Origin of the sequence: Nannocystis exedens (genome assembly GCF_002343915.1) — a bacterium.
Classification (GTDB): Bacteria; Myxococcota_A; Polyangia; order Nannocystales; family Nannocystaceae; genus Nannocystis; species Nannocystis exedens.
This window is the reverse complement of the sequence record NZ_NETK01000001.1, coordinates 5,685,203-5,700,837: the sequence shown is the minus strand read 5'-3', so window position 1 is coordinate 5,700,837 and position 15,635 is coordinate 5,685,203. Positions and strand designations below refer to the sequence as shown.

Genomic DNA, 15,635 nt, shown 5'->3' with positions numbered 1-15,635 from the left:
CCCGCAGACCGGGCCCTGTGCTAGATCGGTCGCCCCATGACCGCGACAACCCGCACGCCCGACGCCGACGTCCACCCCATGTTCCTCGACCGCTGGTCGCCGCGCGCCTTCCGGCCCGAGCCGCTGACCGACGCGCAGCTCGCCAGCCTGTTCGAGGCCATGCGCTGGGCCCCGTCCAGCTACAACGAGCAGCCGTGGACGGTCGTGTACGGTCACGGCCCCGGCACCGAGGACCACAAGCGCGTACTCGGCTGCCTGGTCCCGTTCAACCAGTCGTGGGCCCACAACGCCCCGCTGGTGATGATCCTGTTCGGTCGCCGCCGCTTCGCCGGCTCCGGCAAGCCCAACCGCCACGCCGGCTTCGACTGCGGCAGCGCGTGGATGTCCCTCGCCCTGCAGGCCCGCGTCCTCGGCCTCTACGCCCACGCCATGGCCGGCTTCGACGAGGCCAAGGCCTACACCGAGCTCGGCGTCCCCGAACCCGACTTCGAGGCGATGGCCGCGATCGCCGTCGGCGCCCCCGGCGACCCCGCCGACCTGCCCGAGAGCCTGCGCGCCCGCGAGAGCGCCAGCAGCCGCGTCCCCGCCGCCAGCTTCGTCCACCGCGGCCGCTACAGCCCCGCCGGCTGACCTGCGCTGCGGGACAGCCGTCGACGGTGCGCCTTGGCTGTCCCCGAGGACAGCCGCGAGCCCGCGACCTCGGCCGTACGAGCCGGCTGTCCCCGGCAGAAACCTGTCCCTTCGGACATCTCGCCCCGCGACCGCGGGCTGTCCTCTGGGACCGCCTGAGCAGGCGGTGCACGCGCGCTTCTCCGACATCGTCACCTGTCCTTCCGGACATCTTTCGCGCGGAGGCGCGCACTGCCCACGAGCGCTTCTCCGACATCGTCACCTGTCCTTCCGGACACCCTCCGCGCGGAGGCGCAGGCTGCCCACGCGCGCTTCTCCGGCATCGTCACCTGTCCTTCCGGACATCCTCCGCTGAGGCGCAGGCTGCTCACGGCGCTTCTCCGGCATCGTCACCCGTCCTTCCGGACATCCTCCGCGCGGAGGCGCAGGCTGCTCACGAGCGGCTCTCCGGCATCGCCACCTGTCCTTTTAAACATCCTCCGCGCGGAGACGCAGACTGTCCTCGAGGACACCCCCGCCGCCGGCGCCTGTCCTCTCGGACCCCTTGGTTCAAAGTGCGGGTCGCCCCGAGGACCTCACGCTTCGGGCGCGCCTCGCCGCCGCCGGGGAATAACCCTCGCAAACCACCTGTCCCTCGCGCCAGGTTCAGCACCGGCCGGACGCAGACCTCCCGGCCGCGCCATCGCCGCCGCCGCTCGCCCGGGAGCGTCCCCGTGCGCTTCGCCTCACCGCTGCCTGCCTGGCGCGCCCGGCGACCTTGACCCTCGCCGACGCGTGCGCATGGTGGCTTCATCATGCAATGGTCATGGTCGCTTGGCCGACTGTTCGGCATCGAGACGCGGGTCCACGCCTCCTTCGTCCTCGTGCTCTTGTGGGCGGTTCTGAGCAGCTACGGCGGCGGTCCCGCCGCCGTCGTCTCCGGTCTGGCCTTCCTCCTGGCGGTGTTCGCCTCGGTCGTGGCGCACGAGTTCGGCCACGCCCTGACGGCGCGCAGCTTTGGGATCTCGACCCGGCAGATCTTGCTCCTCCCGATCGGCGGCGTCGCCCAGATCGAGGGCGCGCACATGCCTCCGCGTGAGGAGTTCATGGTCGCCATCGCCGGCCCGGTCGTCAGCTTCCTGCTCTCGGGCCTGTTCTTCGGCCTCTCCGCGCTCACCGGCGACGCCACCCCGCACTCCTTCGTCGGCGCGCTCGCGTGGGCCAACCTCGGCCTCGGCGTCTTCAACCTGCTGCCGGCCTTCCCGATGGACGGCGGCCGCGTCTTCCGCGCCCTGCTGTCGGCGCGCATGGGCCCGCTGCGCGCCACCGAGATCGCCGCCGCCGTCGGCAAGTTCGCCGCCTTCGGCCTCGGCGCCTACGCGATCGCCAGCGGTCGCACGATGATGACCGTCGTCGCCGTCTTCCTCTGGTTCGCCGCCAACGGCGAGGCGGGCCTCGCCGCCCGTCGCTACTCGCGCGGCCCCGACGACCCCGCGCTGTGGCGCAGCACCAGCGGCTTCCCGCGCCGCGGCGGTCGCGGCTACTGAAGCCTCGGACGCCTCGCAACCTGGCGCCGTCGGCACGTGCGCCGGGGCGCTCCGGGGATCGAAATCTCGCGCAAGTGCTCGCACGCGTGACCGGTCCTTCACGCCTCGGGCTCGGGACGCGGCCGTTGAGGCCTCGGAACGTCGTCTCCGGCCCCCAGAGCGCGCGAGGGGCCGGCTGATACGCTCGCCGCATGTCTCAGCCCGCGCGCCTCTCCGCGGCCCTCCTGTTCGCGTGCGCCTGCAGCCCGAGCGCCGGCGACGGCACCGACACCGCCGCGACCACGGGCAGCACGACGACCGCGACCACCGCCGACCCGACCGCCGCGCCGACCACCTCGACCACCGGCGATGAACCTGGCTCTTCGACCAGCTCGAGCGCCGGCACCACCACCGCCGAGCCGCTCACCACCACCGGCAGCACCACCGGCGGCCCGGTCGCGCCGACCGTGATCCTCCCGCGCGCCTCGATCCAGCCGGAGGAGCTGGCCGTCCTCGCCAACGACCAGGACCCGCAGTCGATGGCCGTCGCCGAGTACTACCTCGCGGCCCGCGGCTTGCCGGCGGACAACCTCGTCGTCCTCAGCTTCGCCCCGCCCGGCGACGCGCTCGCGGCCGACGTCTTCGCCGGTCTCAAGGGACAGGTCGACGCCGCCCTCGGCCCCGACATCCAGGCGCTGGCGATCACCTGGACGAAGCCCTACCGCGTCGAGTGTCAGTCGCTCGTCAGCGCCTTCGCGCTCGGCCACGACCCCGACAAGTACTGCAGTCAGCCGTGCAGCGAGACCGCGCCGAGCGGCTACTACGATTCGAGCTCGCTGCGGCCGTTCACCGATCACGGCCTGCGGCCGGCCATGCACCTCGCCGGCACCTCGCTCGAGCACGTGCAGGCGCTGATCGACCGCGGCGTCGCGGCCGACGGCACCGCGCCGAGCGGCACCGGCTACTTCGTGCGCACCACCGACCCCGACCGCAGCGTCCGCTGGCCCTCCTTCATGGCCACGGTCGACCAGTGGAGCCCGGAGCGGATCGCCATGGAGTACATCGACAACGCCATGGGCATGGGCTCGAACGCGCTCGAGGGCGAGACCGACATCCTCTTCTACTTCACGGGCCTCGCCGACGTGCCCGGGATCGCCGACAACACCTACCTGCCCGGCGCTGTCGCCGACCACCTCACCTCCTACGGCGGGCAGATCTGCGACAGCGGGCAGATGAGCATCTGCCGCTGGCTCGAGGCCGGCGCGACCGGCAGCTACGGCACCGCGACCGAGCCGTGCAACTACCCGACGAAATTCCCCGAGACGCAGGTGCTCGTGCCGCACTACTGGCGCGGCGAGACGCTGATCGAGGCCTACTGGAAGTCGGTGAATTGGCCCGGCGAGGGCGTATTCGTGGGAGAACCGCTGGCGCGCCCGTACGCCGGCGCGACGATCGAGTTCGACCCCGACGCCCTCGCCCTCCGGATCCGGACGACGCAATTCGCGCCGGGCGTGACGTACACCATCGAATCGGGCCCGAGCGAGCGGGGCCCGTGGACGGCGCAGGGCGATTTCACCCCGCCCTTCAACGCGATCCACGAAGTCGACATCCCCGACGCGACCGAACCCTTCTACCGGATCGTCGGGCCCGGCTGAACTACTGTCATTTGTTGGATTGCGCCGGGGTTTCATCGCCTCGCGCGACGCTCCGCACGCCCGCGCCGCGATCCGCGGGCGTCGGCCGCGACGCTCATCAAACATCGTTATTGACAGGACTTAATATGCAGCTCGAAGAGAAGTGGCTCGTCCGCACGCCCCGCGCCGAGGGCGCGCTGCGGCAGAAAGAGTGGTGGTTCTCCGATCTTCACGACCCGCGCGCAGGGGTTTACATGAGTTGGTCGTTTGCGCGCGCGTTCGCGGTCGACAAGTTCCGCCTGTGGCTGTGCGACCTCGCCGGCGATGACAGTTGGTCGGTCGACCGCAACCTCTACCTCGACCGCGCGCAGACCCCGGGCGTGCTCGACCTGCGGCACCGCGGCGCCGTCGACCTCGAGTACCGCGGCGACGGCGACGGCCGGGCCGCGTTTCGCGCGCGCACGCCGGAGCTGCGGGTCGACCTCGAGATCTGCCGCGAGGGCCTGCCGTTCACCCGCCGGGACAACTATTTCCGGTGCAGCTACGCCCTGTTGCATCGATTCTTCAACCGCGTCCGCGGCGAGGTCGAGGTCTCGGGGCGGCGCTTCGTCGTCGACACCGCGCGCTCCTACTACGATCATTGCTTCGGCGTCGTCCCGCGGCGCGCCTCCTGGCAATGGCTCGCGGTGCAAAATGACGACATCGCGCTCGCCTCTCTCGTCAACCACGGCGCTTATGCCCAGCGCTACACCCAGGTGTTCTGGCGCGGGGCGTGGCACCGCCTCGACCCCGACGTCGACTTCGATTACGACCGCGGGGACCTCGCGGCGCCCTGGCGGGTCCGCTCGCGGGAGCTCGACCTCGTCGTGCGGCCCCGGCGCGTCCATCGCGACCGTGTGACGATTCCGCCGCTCGTGCCCTTCCTCGTCGACCTCCAGCACAATGAACTGTTCGTCGAGGTCGAGGGCGAATTGCGGCTCGGCGGGGCCTCGGTGCCGCTTCAGGGCCTCACCGGGGTCGCCGAGGAGCACGACGGACGGTGGTGAGAGCGGGCGCGAGGCGTGTTCGGGACGCCCCTGATGATCCCCTTGCCGCACTGTACATACATGTGCTCTCGATTCTGTCTTCCCATGACATTCAGAATCATCACAGGGGGCATCGATCGGTCCTTGTCGGCGGCGGCGGCGCCTCGGTATTGTGACTGCGATGGAAACTCGCAATCTGTGCATCAGCTCGCTCGTCACGCTCCTCGTCATAGGCGGCACCATTGAGTCCGCACGCGCCGCCGCCCCGTTCGCCGCCTTCGAGAGCGGCCAGGTGCGCCCGCTGGCGATGAATCAGGCTCGGACCCGCCTCTACGCGGTCAACACCCCGGACAACCGGCTCGAGGCCTACGAGATCAAGCACGACGGCAGCCTCGAGCACCTTGCGTCGGTGCCCGTCGGGCTCGAGCCCGTCGCCGTCGCGGTCCGCAACGACGACGAGGTGTGGGTCGTCAATCACCTCTCGGACAGCGTCAGCATCGTCGATGTCGACGACGACACCCCGTATGTCAAGCGCACGCTGCTGGTCGGCGACGAGCCGCGGGATATCGTGTTCGCCGGGCCCGGCAAGTCGCGGGCGTTCATCACCGCGGCGCACCGCGGCCAGAACGCGCCGTTCGACCCGCAGCTGACCACCCCGGGGGTCGGCCGCGCCGACGTCTGGGTCTTCAACGCCAACAACCTCGGCAGCAGCCTCGGCGGCACGCCGCTGACGATCGTCAACCTGTTCAGCGACGTCCCGCGCGCGCTCGCCGTCTCACCGAACGGCAGCAAGGTCTACGCCGCCTCGTTCGTGTCGGGCAACCGCACCGCCGTCGTCGCTCTCGGCGTGATCCCCGACACCGGCCAGGCCGACGGCGGCATCCCGCTGCCGAACACCAACCACGCCGGCATCCCCGAGCCCGACATGAGCCTCATCGTCAAGTACGACGGGGCGCACTGGGTCGACGAGATCGGCCGCTGGTGGGACAGCAAGATCAAGTTCAACCTGCCCGACAAGGACGTCTTCGTCATCGACGCCAACGCGGCCACGCCGGCGCTCCTGCCCGGCAACGCCGGGTTTTACCGCAGCGTCGGCACGGTCATCTTCAACATGATCGTCAACCCGCAGAACGGGAAGGTCTACGTCAGCAACACCGAGGCGCGCAACGAGGTCCGCTTCGAGGGCCACGGCGAATTCGCCGGCTCGACCGTCCGCGGCCACACCGTCGACAACCGCATCACCGTGCTCGGCAGCGGCGGCGCGGTCCACCCGCGCGACCTCAACAAGCACATCGACCGCGACGACTGCTGCGGCGAGATCCCCAACGACACCGGCGCCCTCAGCGTCTCGCAGACCCTCGGCATGGCGATCACCGCCGACGGCGACACGCTCTACACCGCCGTCCTCGGCAACGACAAGGTCGTGATCTACGACACCGACGACCTCGAGGACGACGACCACTGGCCCGACGAGATCGATCAGATCGCGGTCAGCGGCGGCGGCCCGACCGGCCTGGTGCTCGACGAGTACCGCGACCGGCTGTACGTCCTGACCCGCTTCGACAACGGCATCTCGATCATCGACACCGACGACCGCCAGGAGATCGGCCACGTCACCATGCACAACCCGGAGCCGCCGTCGCTGGTGGCCGGCCGGCGGTTCCTCTACGACGCCGCGCTCACCTCGAGCAACGGCGACCAGGCCTGCGCGTCGTGTCACATCTTCGGCGACAAGGACGAGCTCGCGTGGGACCTCGGCGACCCCGACCTCGACGTCGTCGACCCGCCGAACATCCTCAAGGACGAGTTCTTCGACTTCCAGGTCCCGTTCCATCCGAACAAGGGGCCGATGACGACCCAGAGCCTGCGCGGCCTCGCCAACCACGGGCCGATGCACTGGCGCGGCGACCGCAACGGCGAGGGCCAGGGCCCCAACGTCCAGCCCGACGGCGGCGCCTTCAGCGAGGCCGCCGCCTTCAACGCCTTCAACGTCGCCTTCGAGGGCCTGCTCGGGCGCAACGAGCCGCTGACGGCCGAGCAGATGCAGGCCTTCACCGACTTCCAGTTGCAGGTGATGTACCCGCCGAACCCGATCCGCGCGCTCGACGACAGCCTCAACGCCGACCAGGCCGCCGGCCGCGACTTCTTCGTCAACGTCGAGACCTTCGCCTTCGTGCCCGAGCGCAAGTTCACCTGCGAGGGCTGCCACCGCCTCGACCCGACCGCCAACCCGACCGACCCGCACCCCGGCTTCTTCGGCAGCGACGGCGAGGTCGTCGGCGGCGAGTTCTCGCAGACCTTCAAGATCCCCCACCTGCGCAACATGTACACCAAGGTCGGGACCTTCGGCTTCCCCGCCGGCGACCCCGTCTTCAACGACCCGGTCGCCAGCGCCTTCTTCGACGACGCGCACAAGGGCGACCAGATCCGCGGCTTCGGCTACACCCACGACGGCTCGAAGGACACGCCGATGCGGTTCTTCAACGCCTTCGTCGCCACGCCGGTCACCCCGAACGGCTTCACCAACTTCGAGCAGATGCGCCAGGTCGCCGAGTTCACGTTCGCCTTCGACACCAACCTCAAGCCGATCGTCGGCCAGCAGATCAGCCTCACCGCCAGCAACGGGGCGGTCGTCGGCCCGCGCATCGACCTCCTGCGCCAGCGCGCCGACGCCGGCGACTGCGACCTCGTCGCCAAGGCCCACGTCGGCGGCCACGAGCTCGGCCTCTCCTACTCGGGCGGCAGCTACACCGCCAGCTTCTCGGCGATCCCGCCGCTCAGCGACGCGGCCGTGCGCCTGCTGGCCCAGACCGGCAAGCCCGTCACCTACACCTGCACGCCGCCCGGCTCGGGCTTCCGCCTCGGCGTCGACCGCGACGGCGACGGCCACCGCGACGGCGACGAGCTGCTGCACCACAGCGACCCGGCCGACCCGAACGACACGCCCTGAGCCGCGCGGCGCGCGGTGACATGTCCTTCGGGACACATAAAATGTCTCTCGGGACAGCTCTCCCGGGCCGCGCGAGCCTGTCCCGAGGGACAGCTCCGGCGGCCCCCGCCGTCCGCGCGGGGCAGGTGTGCGCCTGTTCAGGGCCGCGCTGACGGCGCGGTAACGCACCTTTCATCGCCTTCACCGCCGACGGGCCTCGAGCTGATATCCTCGGCCGGTGATCCTCGACCCTCAGCTCGCCCGGCTGGCTGAGTGGTTCGCGGCGCTCCAGGGGCGGGCCGGCGAGCTGCTCGACCAGCGTTTGCGCGGAGACTGCCTCGGCGGCCTGGAACAGGTCGCGTTGACGCTGGAGCAGCAGATGCAGCCGGCGCCGCCGCCGGAGGAGGCGCTCGTCACCCTGGCGGACGACGACAACCGCCACCCGCTGTCGCGGACGCGCTGGCGCGCGGTGCTCGAGCACGAGATCCGCCCCGCCATCCACGGCGCCCGCGACACCCTCAACGCCACCGCGGCCTCCTTCACCGGCGGCATGGCGGCGGCCGGCCTCCTGACCGACCTCGCGCGCACCGTCGCCGAGGAGCCCGAACTGTACTTCCTCGATCGCGCCGCCGAGGACTCCGGGGTCGCCAAGGCCGGCCCGGTGCAGATCGCCGTGCCGCTGCGGCGCTGGCTCGAGGAGGTGTTCGCCGAGCCGGTGCGCGGCCTCATCATCGAGCTCACCCGCCGCGCCGCCGCCCTCGCGCGCGACGCCGCGGCCGAGCTCGAGCGGATCGAGACCGTCCTCGACTACCACCTCTTCATCGTCGAGGACAGCCGCGAGGTCGAGGCCCGCGACGAGTCGGCCCACACCGGCCTCGGCCACGCGATCCGCCTGGTCCGGACCCTGTCCGAGCGCAGCGCCCGCGACGTCCGGCGCCTGTTCGCGTGGTTCGTCGCCGAGAGCTCCGCGCGCATGGACGACGCGCTCGCCCCGCTGCGCACCCACCGGCCCGACGAGCTCATGCAGCAGCTCGAGGCGCGCGCCGCCCGGGCCCGGCCGTCATGGCTGCGGGCCCAACGCGACCGGGCCCGCCACGGGGCCTCGGCCCTCTACACCCGCGCCGCGCCGCTGGTCCGCGAGCTGGCCCAGGACATGCGCCGCACCCTCACCGGCGAGGGCCCGCGGATCGGCTACTGGGACCTCTTGATCGCCGGAGAGGACCGCGCCAGCAGCCTGCCCGCGATCTACCGCCGCCTGTTCGGCGAGGTCCCGCTCGGCCTGTCCGACCTCTACCAGCCGCGCCCGCGCCTCGAGGCCCCGTGCCGCAAGGTCTTCGAGACCTGGCTCGCGGGCCAGCGCACCGCCCTGCTCGTCACCGGCGACCGCGGGGCCGGCAAGCGCACCCTCGTCAACCGCGTGCGCGCCGAGCTCCACGGCGAGCTGCCGATGCACTGGATCTCGATGGGCCCGCACCTGGCCAGCGAGGCCCGCCTGTGCGCCGCCCTGTGCGAGGCCACCGGCGCCCCCTACGCCAGCAGCTTCGCCGAGTTCGCTCGCATGGTCCCGCTGGTCGGCAAGCGGCGGGTGCTGATCCTCGAGAACGCCGAGCAGCTGTTCGTGCGCACCCCCGAGGGCCTCGCGCGCATGCAGGCCTTCCTCGACATGGTCCGCGTCACCGACGAGGCCATGCTGTGGGTCGTGCTGATGGCCGCGCCAGCCGCGACGCTGCTCGAGACCTGCCTGCGGCTGCCGCTCTACTTCGGCCAGGTCGTCGAGGTGCCGGCCGAGACCGGTCGCTTCATCGAGAACATGATCCGCTCGCGCCACCGCGTCAGCGGCTTCGGCCTGCGCTTCCGCGAGCGCCGCACCCCCGCGCTGCAGCGCCTGCGGCGGCCCTTCACCCGCGCCGACATGCTGCCCGACCCCGGCGAGGAGTGGTTCATCGACCTCGAGCGGATGTGCGCCGGCAACCTGCGCCAGGCCCTCGACTACTGGCTGCTGTCGGCCCGGCTCGACCCCAAGACCGAGCACGACATCCTCGTGCGCCCGCTGCCGCGCCGCCGCGGCACCGCCCTCAACGACCTGTCGCTGTCGCAGCGGCAGGTGCTGGTCAGCCTGGTCCAGCACGGCGCGCTGACCGAGGCGCAGCTGCAGGAGATCGTGCGCAGCGGGGGCGGCGGGATCGGCCCCGAGATCGACGACCTGCGCCGCCGCCACCTCGTCGATCAGGGCGGGCCCGGCGGCTTCCTCACCCTCCGGCCCACCGCCGTCGGCCCCGTCACCCACGACCTGCGCTGGCGCAGCATGATCTGAACCTTCGGACCTGTCCCTGACACTATGGTCTTTCAAACAGCCGCAACGCTGCTGACGGACGCGGTCGCCGAGGCCGGCGCGGCCGGCCCTGCCGTCCTGAAGTCGCTCGGTCACCACGCGGTGTTCCTGCTGCTGCTGCAGCTCGCGGTGCTGCTGGCGACCGCGCGGCTGCTCGGCGAGCTCCTGCGCAAGCTCAAGCAGCCGGCGGTGATCGGCGAGCTGGCCGCCGGGGTGCTGCTCGGGCCGTCGGTGCTCGGCGCGCTGGCGCCCGAGCTGCAGCACTACATCTTCCCGCGCGACCAGCACCAGGCCGACCTCCTGTCGGTGGTGTCGTGGCTCGGCGTCCTGTTCCTCATCATCGTCACCGGGCTCGAGACCGACATCGGCCTCATCAAGCGCCGGGGCAAGAGCGCGCTCTTGATCTCGAGCTGCGGGATCACCATCCCGCTGCTCGCGGGGGCCACCTTCGGCTGGTACCTGCCCGAGGTCTACCTGGCCGACCCGAGCAAGCGGCTGGTGTTCGCGCTGTTCATGGCGGTGTCGATGAGCATCTGCGCGGTCCCGGTGATCGCCAAGGTGCTGATGGACCTCAAGCTGATCCGGCGCGACATCGGCCAGCTGATCCTCGCCTCGGCGATGACCGACGACACCGTCGGATGGATCCTCCTCGCCGTGGTCGCCGGCCTCGCCACCGCCGGACAGGTCGACCCGATCTCGGTCGCCGAGGCCGTCGGCGGCGCGCTGGTGTTCCTCGGCCTGATGCTGACCGTCGGCGTGCCGATCGTCGCCCGCATCATCTCCGGCGTCGACCGGCGGATCGGCGGCGTCAACGCCCAGACCTCGCTGGTCATCGCGCTCGCGCTCGGGGCCGCCGCGCTGACCCACCAGATGGGCATCGAGGCGGTGCTCGGCGCGTTCGCCATCGGCATCCTCGCCGGCCAGGCGCCGCGGTTCCGCCGCGAGGTCGGCCACACCCTCGAGGTCGTCACCGCCAGCTTCCTCGCGCCGATCTTCTTCGCCTCGGCCGGCGTCAAGGTCGACCTCGCGCGGCTCGCCAACCAGGAGGTCGCGCTGGTCGGCCTCGGCGTGCTCGGGCTCGCGTGCGCGTGCAAGATCACCGGCGTCTACGTCGGCGCCACCCTGGCTCGCCTGTCGCACTGGGAGCGGCTGGCCATGGGCTTCGGCATGAACGCCCGCGGGGCGATGGAGATCGTCGTCGCCACCGTCGGCCTCGGCCTCGGGATCCTCACCATCGAGCTCTACTCGATCATCGTCATGGTCGCGATCGTGACCTCGATGATGGCGCCGCCGATGCTGCGGTGGGCGCTGTCGCGGGTGAAGATGGGCGAGGGCGAGGCCAAGCGGCTCGAGGCCGAGGCGATCGCGGCGAGCAGCTTCGTGCGGCAGATCCGGCGCGTCCTGCTGGTCAGCCGGCACGCGCACAGCGTCGACCTGCCGGCGCAGATCATCGGCTACCTCAGCCACGAGCAGCCGATCGAGGCCACCGCCGTGTACGCCCGGCCGCAGGCGGTGAAGAGCTCGTGGTGGCAGTTCTGGAGCCGTCGCAGGCGGCGCTACGCGGCCGTCGGCGCCAAGGCGCTCGAGCGGATCGCCCGCCCGCTGCGGCTGCTCAAGGGCTCGCGGCCCGAGCTCAAGATCATCAGCGACGCCGACCCGGCCGAGCAGGTGCTGACCGAGGCGCACCGCGACTACGAGCTGCTGGTGCTGGGCGAGGTCCACCGCGGCACCGAGTCGCTGTTCGGGCCGATGGCCGACCGCATCATCCACAAGGCGCCGTGCCCGACCCTGATCGTGCGCGAGCCGGCGCGGGAGCTCGCGCCGGGTCAGCCGCCGCTGTACCGGCTGTGGTCGCCGCGGAAGATCCTCGTGCCGACCGTCGGCACCGAGTACAGCAAGAACGCGGTCGAGCTCGCGGCTGTCCTCGCGGCCAGCACCCGGGCCGAGGTCACGATCCTCCACATCTCGCGCACCGGCTCGAACGACGTCGAGACCGCGCGGCCGCACGAGATCGGCGCGCAGATCGTCGCCCGCGAGGCCGAGCGGGCCAAGAAGTTCGGCGCCAGCGTCGAGACCGTCGTCAGCGAGGGCGTCAGGCCCGAGGAGGACATCGTCCGCCTCGCCGCGCAGGGGAGCTTCGACCTCATCGTGCTCGGCAGCAGCCTGCGCGCCGTCTCGACCCGCGCCTTCTTCGGCCACCGCGTCGAGAGCGTCTTGAAGCACGCCCCCTGCCCGGTCGTGCTGCTCAGCGCCGGCTGAATTCGGCGAATGGCGGCGGCAGGCTCGATCGCCACCGGAGGTCGAATCAATGGACGACCGCGCCCCCTCACGCGCTGAAGAGCAGTCCTTTATTAAGTCGCCTGACTCGGTCATCCCATTGTAGAGGCGCGACGCTCGACATCGCGATATCGCTCCACCAGACGGCTCGATATGGCACCCGCTGCGAAGCGGGCTTCCCACCGCGGCCGACGCGCAGGTCGTTCTCGACGCAGGTCATCGGGAAACGCTTTAGCCTGCGTGACCGGAAACATGCAGTCTACTTCGCCAAATCAATCGCTCGGTTCGAGGCACCAGCGGCATCCCCGAGCAGCCGCTGAGGCTGCACCCTATTCTGCTGACCTCTGCAAAATGATATAGTTTTGGCCACGACGCAACTGACGACGTCGCAATCATTGGTTCAAGGAAATGTATGATGTCGAAGACACGTGTTCAGAAGCTCATGTGTGGATTGGTAATGCTGCTCAGCGCCGCCTCGGTCGGTTGCGGCGATGATGGTCCGATGGGAACGGACAGCGATGGCGCCACGTCGACCACGGATCCGATGCCGACGACCACGGATGTGCCAACAACCACGACGGACCCCGAGTCGTTCGTGGGCTATGTCATGAATTGCGATCCGGCCGCAGATCCCGCCCTGGACTTGCTCTGCATCAACAAGAAGGACTGGAACTGCGCTCATCGCGACCACTACGTCCGTGAATCCCTGTGCGCCCTCGTTCATGGTGGAACCCCGGGAGATTACGACGACAAGCCTGTTCTCGTCGGTATTGAGGATTGCGCAAACCCGCCGGCGGGTGTCGTGGACGCCTACAGTTGGGTCGGGGAAGGCTGTGACGACTGCCGTGTGTGTGGAAATCAGCTCGCGGGAATTGCCACGTACCAGCAAGGTAACCCCAACCTGCCTGGATGGGACGAACACCCGTGGTGTCCGCAAAACTACAACGATCTGGAGACATTCTGCGAGGGCGGCGAGATGCCCGACCCAACCGAGGGTGAGCCTGAGGAACCACCTCCTTCCGGCATCTGGATCTGCAACGGCTCGACATCGACCTGTGGGACCATGCAGGACAACATACCTGCAACTTGGATGTACGGGGTCTGCATGGCAGGAAACATGGGCAGCCCCCCGGATTGTGTCCTCGCAACCGACGTTTCTAACGCGCGTGACAACTGCTTTGACCTCTGTGAGGAAAAAGATGCAGCGTTGGAGATGGACGCGATCAACAATGGATGGTACTGGGACAATTTCTTGTGCGGTGATCTCTACAATTTCCCGCTTCCTCCTGTTGAGGCGACGAACCCCGCCACACAGTGCTCGGGTGGCGCGCCCATGGGACTGGTCGACCCTCTGCCGTTCACCGGCGAGGCGGTCTTGAACTTCTTCGGGGGCGCCTACGCGCTCAGCAACCATCTGAGCGGCGTGGTGGACTTCAGCGTCGGCACCTGCGTGCTCGGGATCTGCAAGGTCTCGCTGAACGAACTCCGCCTCAACTCCAGCGACGTGCTGGGCGTCTACCATTACGTGGACCAGAACAACGTTCCACAGTCGCTCCCCTTTACGATCGAGGGTCTCGAAGTCCGCACGCTCCAGCCGGCGAAGGGTCAACTGGTGACGAGTACGGACGCCATCACGTTCCCGACCGACAACTTGTATGCGGTGCTGTCTTCCTCGTCGACGGATCTCGGCGCGAACACCATCAATAGCGGCTTCGAGGATCGCTTCGTCGTGATCGAAAACCTGTCGGGGACCTGGGACGGCACGGAGCTCACGCTCAACATCGAGTGGGCGACGCTGGACGGCTTCCTGCAATTCGAGACGCAACTCACCACGAACTAAGCGCAATACGCGCTGACGATATCCGCCTCTGGCGCGCCGATGGCGCAGGAGGCGGATATGCCTGCTTTCGGCCGTCACAGCCTTGACGAAAGCGCGGTCGCACGATAACGTTTTCGGCCTATGTGGGCGTTTCGATCGCTCGGACGAGCTCTCATGGCCGCGTGTGCGGCGAGCGTTTCGTTCGGGTGCACACCCGAGCAGAAAGGATGCATCGACGCGGCAGCGTTGTGGGGCGAGCCGCCGGACGGGCCCATCTGCATCCACGGCGATCTGGTTATCACAGGCCGCTCCGAGGCGGAACTGGCGGCGCTGCAACGTGTCGAGACGATCGAGGGCTCCCTGCGGATCTTCGACAATCCAGGCCTTGAGGTGTTACCCGCCTTCGCTTCGCTCGCAATTATCGAAGGTTCGCTCTCCATCTCGGATAACGAGGACCTCGCGGTGATCGAGGGTTTCCCGGTCTTGACTGCGGTGGAAGGGGAGCTGTATCTCGGCGAGAACGCCGCGCTCCTCGAGTTCACCCTCGGGCCCGGCGTCGCCGAGCTCGACGACCTGTTTGTCGCCCTCAACCCCAGGTTGACGCGCATCGGCGGCATGCCCGGCCTGAGCCGCGTCAACGGAGATGTACTCGTCATCGGCCACGAAGCCGCAAAGATCCTCGAGTATCCTGCGTTGACCACCGTCGCCGGCGATTTCGTCCTGCACGACAACCTCGCCCTCACCGCGCTCGATCTCCCTGCGCTCACCGACGTCACGGGTCGGTGTTCGCTGCGGAGGAACGCGGCGCTCGCCTCCATCACCGGTGTCCCGTCGTTGGCGCGGGTCGACGAAGTGAACATCGGCGATAACGACCAGTTGACCGCGATCGAGTGGATGGGGCCGCTGGAGCTCCGTCGCCTCGATGTCCGGCACAACGCCCGGCTCGAGCGCATCAGGCTAGGAGGCTCCACCGCGAGCGCCGGGGACATCATCGTGGTCGGCAACCCCATGCTGCACGACATCGCCGGTTTTACCGATGTCGAGACGGTCGTGCGACTCGAGATCCGCGGCAACGGAGCGCTACGCGAGCTCGCCGCTTTCTCCGGGCTTACAGAGATCATCGGCGATTTACAGCTCATCGACAATCCGAGCCTGATCGGCCCCGAGAGTTGGTTTCCGGCCTTGAAGGCCGCGGGCGGGCTGTGGATCTACCGCAACCTGTCGCTTCCGCCTCAGGTCGTGGACGCGCTCGAGGAGCGCCTGGTCGTGGGGGGCACCCCGCGCGTGGGCGACAACGGCGGAGAGAATACGATGCTGGAGCCCTGTCCATGGCCCGAAGACGGCATCTGCGACGCCGATTGGGGTTGGAACGGGAGAGGGACGGGCTTGTGTGCTTCAGACCAGAAGGATTGTGCGGCGCCATGAGATACGTGTTCGGAGGCACCGTCGCGCTGGGCCTGTCAGCGACCCTCGCCTGTGCTTCG

Annotated in this window: 9 protein-coding genes; all 9 read left to right on the top strand. The window is 69.4% G+C overall.

Annotated elements, in window-relative coordinates:
- Positions 1 to 36: 36 nt before the first annotated feature.
- The 9 genes from NAEX_RS22440 (at position 37) to NAEX_RS22400 (ending at position 15,576) form a co-directional block, all read left to right on the top strand.
- Positions 37 to 630 carry a nitroreductase family protein gene (locus NAEX_RS22440; protein ID WP_096329519.1) on the top strand — a complete coding sequence of 198 codons (594 nt, stop codon included), beginning with the start codon at positions 37 to 39 and terminating at the stop codon, positions 628 to 630.
- Between the two features lie 794 nt (positions 631 to 1,424).
- Entirely contained in the window at positions 1,425 to 2,156 is a 732-nt protein-coding gene (locus NAEX_RS22435) for a site-2 protease family protein (protein ID WP_096329518.1), read from the top strand.
- A 191-nt stretch (positions 2,157 to 2,347) separates the two neighbouring features.
- Positions 2,348 to 3,790 carry a TIGR03790 family protein gene (locus NAEX_RS22430; protein ID WP_096329517.1) on the top strand — a complete coding sequence of 481 codons (1,443 nt, stop codon included), beginning with the start codon at positions 2,348 to 2,350 and terminating at the stop codon, positions 3,788 to 3,790.
- 125 nt (positions 3,791 to 3,915) lie between these two features.
- Positions 3,916 to 4,815 (top strand): DUF2804 family protein, encoded by a 900-nt coding sequence (locus NAEX_RS22425; protein WP_096329516.1) that lies wholly within the window; start codon positions 3,916 to 3,918, stop codon positions 4,813 to 4,815.
- 160 nt (positions 4,816 to 4,975) lie between these two features.
- Positions 4,976 to 7,744, top strand: a complete 2,769-nt coding sequence (locus NAEX_RS22420) for a YncE family protein (protein WP_096329515.1) — start codon at positions 4,976 to 4,978, stop codon at positions 7,742 to 7,744.
- 217 nt (positions 7,745 to 7,961) lie between these two features.
- Positions 7,962 to 10,037, top strand: coding sequence for an AAA family ATPase (locus NAEX_RS22415; RefSeq protein ID WP_096329514.1), 2,076 nt, complete (start codon positions 7,962 to 7,964; stop codon positions 10,035 to 10,037).
- Positions 10,038 to 10,061: 24 nt separating this feature from the next.
- Positions 10,062 to 12,314 carry a cation:proton antiporter domain-containing protein gene (locus tag NAEX_RS22410; RefSeq protein ID WP_096329513.1) on the top strand — a complete coding sequence of 751 codons (2,253 nt, stop codon included), beginning with the start codon at positions 10,062 to 10,064 and terminating at the stop codon, positions 12,312 to 12,314.
- Positions 12,315 to 12,744: 430 nt separating this feature from the next.
- Complete coding sequence (locus tag NAEX_RS48110; RefSeq protein ID WP_143140239.1) at positions 12,745 to 14,172, top strand: hypothetical protein; 1,428 nt, start codon at positions 12,745 to 12,747, stop codon at positions 14,170 to 14,172.
- A 153-nt stretch (positions 14,173 to 14,325) separates the two neighbouring features.
- The gene (locus tag NAEX_RS22400; RefSeq protein WP_170135918.1) at positions 14,326 to 15,576 is read left to right on the top strand and encodes a receptor L domain-containing protein; all 1,251 of its coding nucleotides are present in this window, start codon (positions 14,326 to 14,328) and stop codon (positions 15,574 to 15,576) included.
- Positions 15,577 to 15,635 lie beyond the last annotated feature (59 nt).

What these genes read in the sequence shown, in the direction of transcription:
- NAEX_RS22430 (WP_096329517.1), top strand. Translation starts at nt 2,348, where the DNA reads ATGTCTCAGCCCGCGCGCCTCTCCGCGGCCCTCCTGTTCGCGTGCGCC.
- NAEX_RS22410 (WP_096329513.1), top strand. Translation starts at nt 10,062, where the DNA reads ATGGTCTTTCAAACAGCCGCAACGCTGCTGACGGACGCGGTCGCCGAG.
- NAEX_RS22425 (WP_096329516.1), top strand. Translation starts at nt 3,916, where the DNA reads ATGCAGCTCGAAGAGAAGTGGCTCGTCCGCACGCCCCGCGCCGAGGGC.
- NAEX_RS22400 (WP_170135918.1), top strand. Translation starts at nt 14,326, where the DNA reads ATGGCCGCGTGTGCGGCGAGCGTTTCGTTCGGGTGCACACCCGAGCAG.
- NAEX_RS48110 (WP_143140239.1), top strand. Translation starts at nt 12,745, where the DNA reads ATGATGTCGAAGACACGTGTTCAGAAGCTCATGTGTGGATTGGTAATG.
- NAEX_RS22435 (WP_096329518.1), top strand. Translation starts at nt 1,425, where the DNA reads ATGCAATGGTCATGGTCGCTTGGCCGACTGTTCGGCATCGAGACGCGG.
- NAEX_RS22420 (WP_096329515.1), top strand. Translation starts at nt 4,976, where the DNA reads ATGGAAACTCGCAATCTGTGCATCAGCTCGCTCGTCACGCTCCTCGTC.
- NAEX_RS22440 (WP_096329519.1), top strand. Translation starts at nt 37, where the DNA reads ATGACCGCGACAACCCGCACGCCCGACGCCGACGTCCACCCCATGTTC.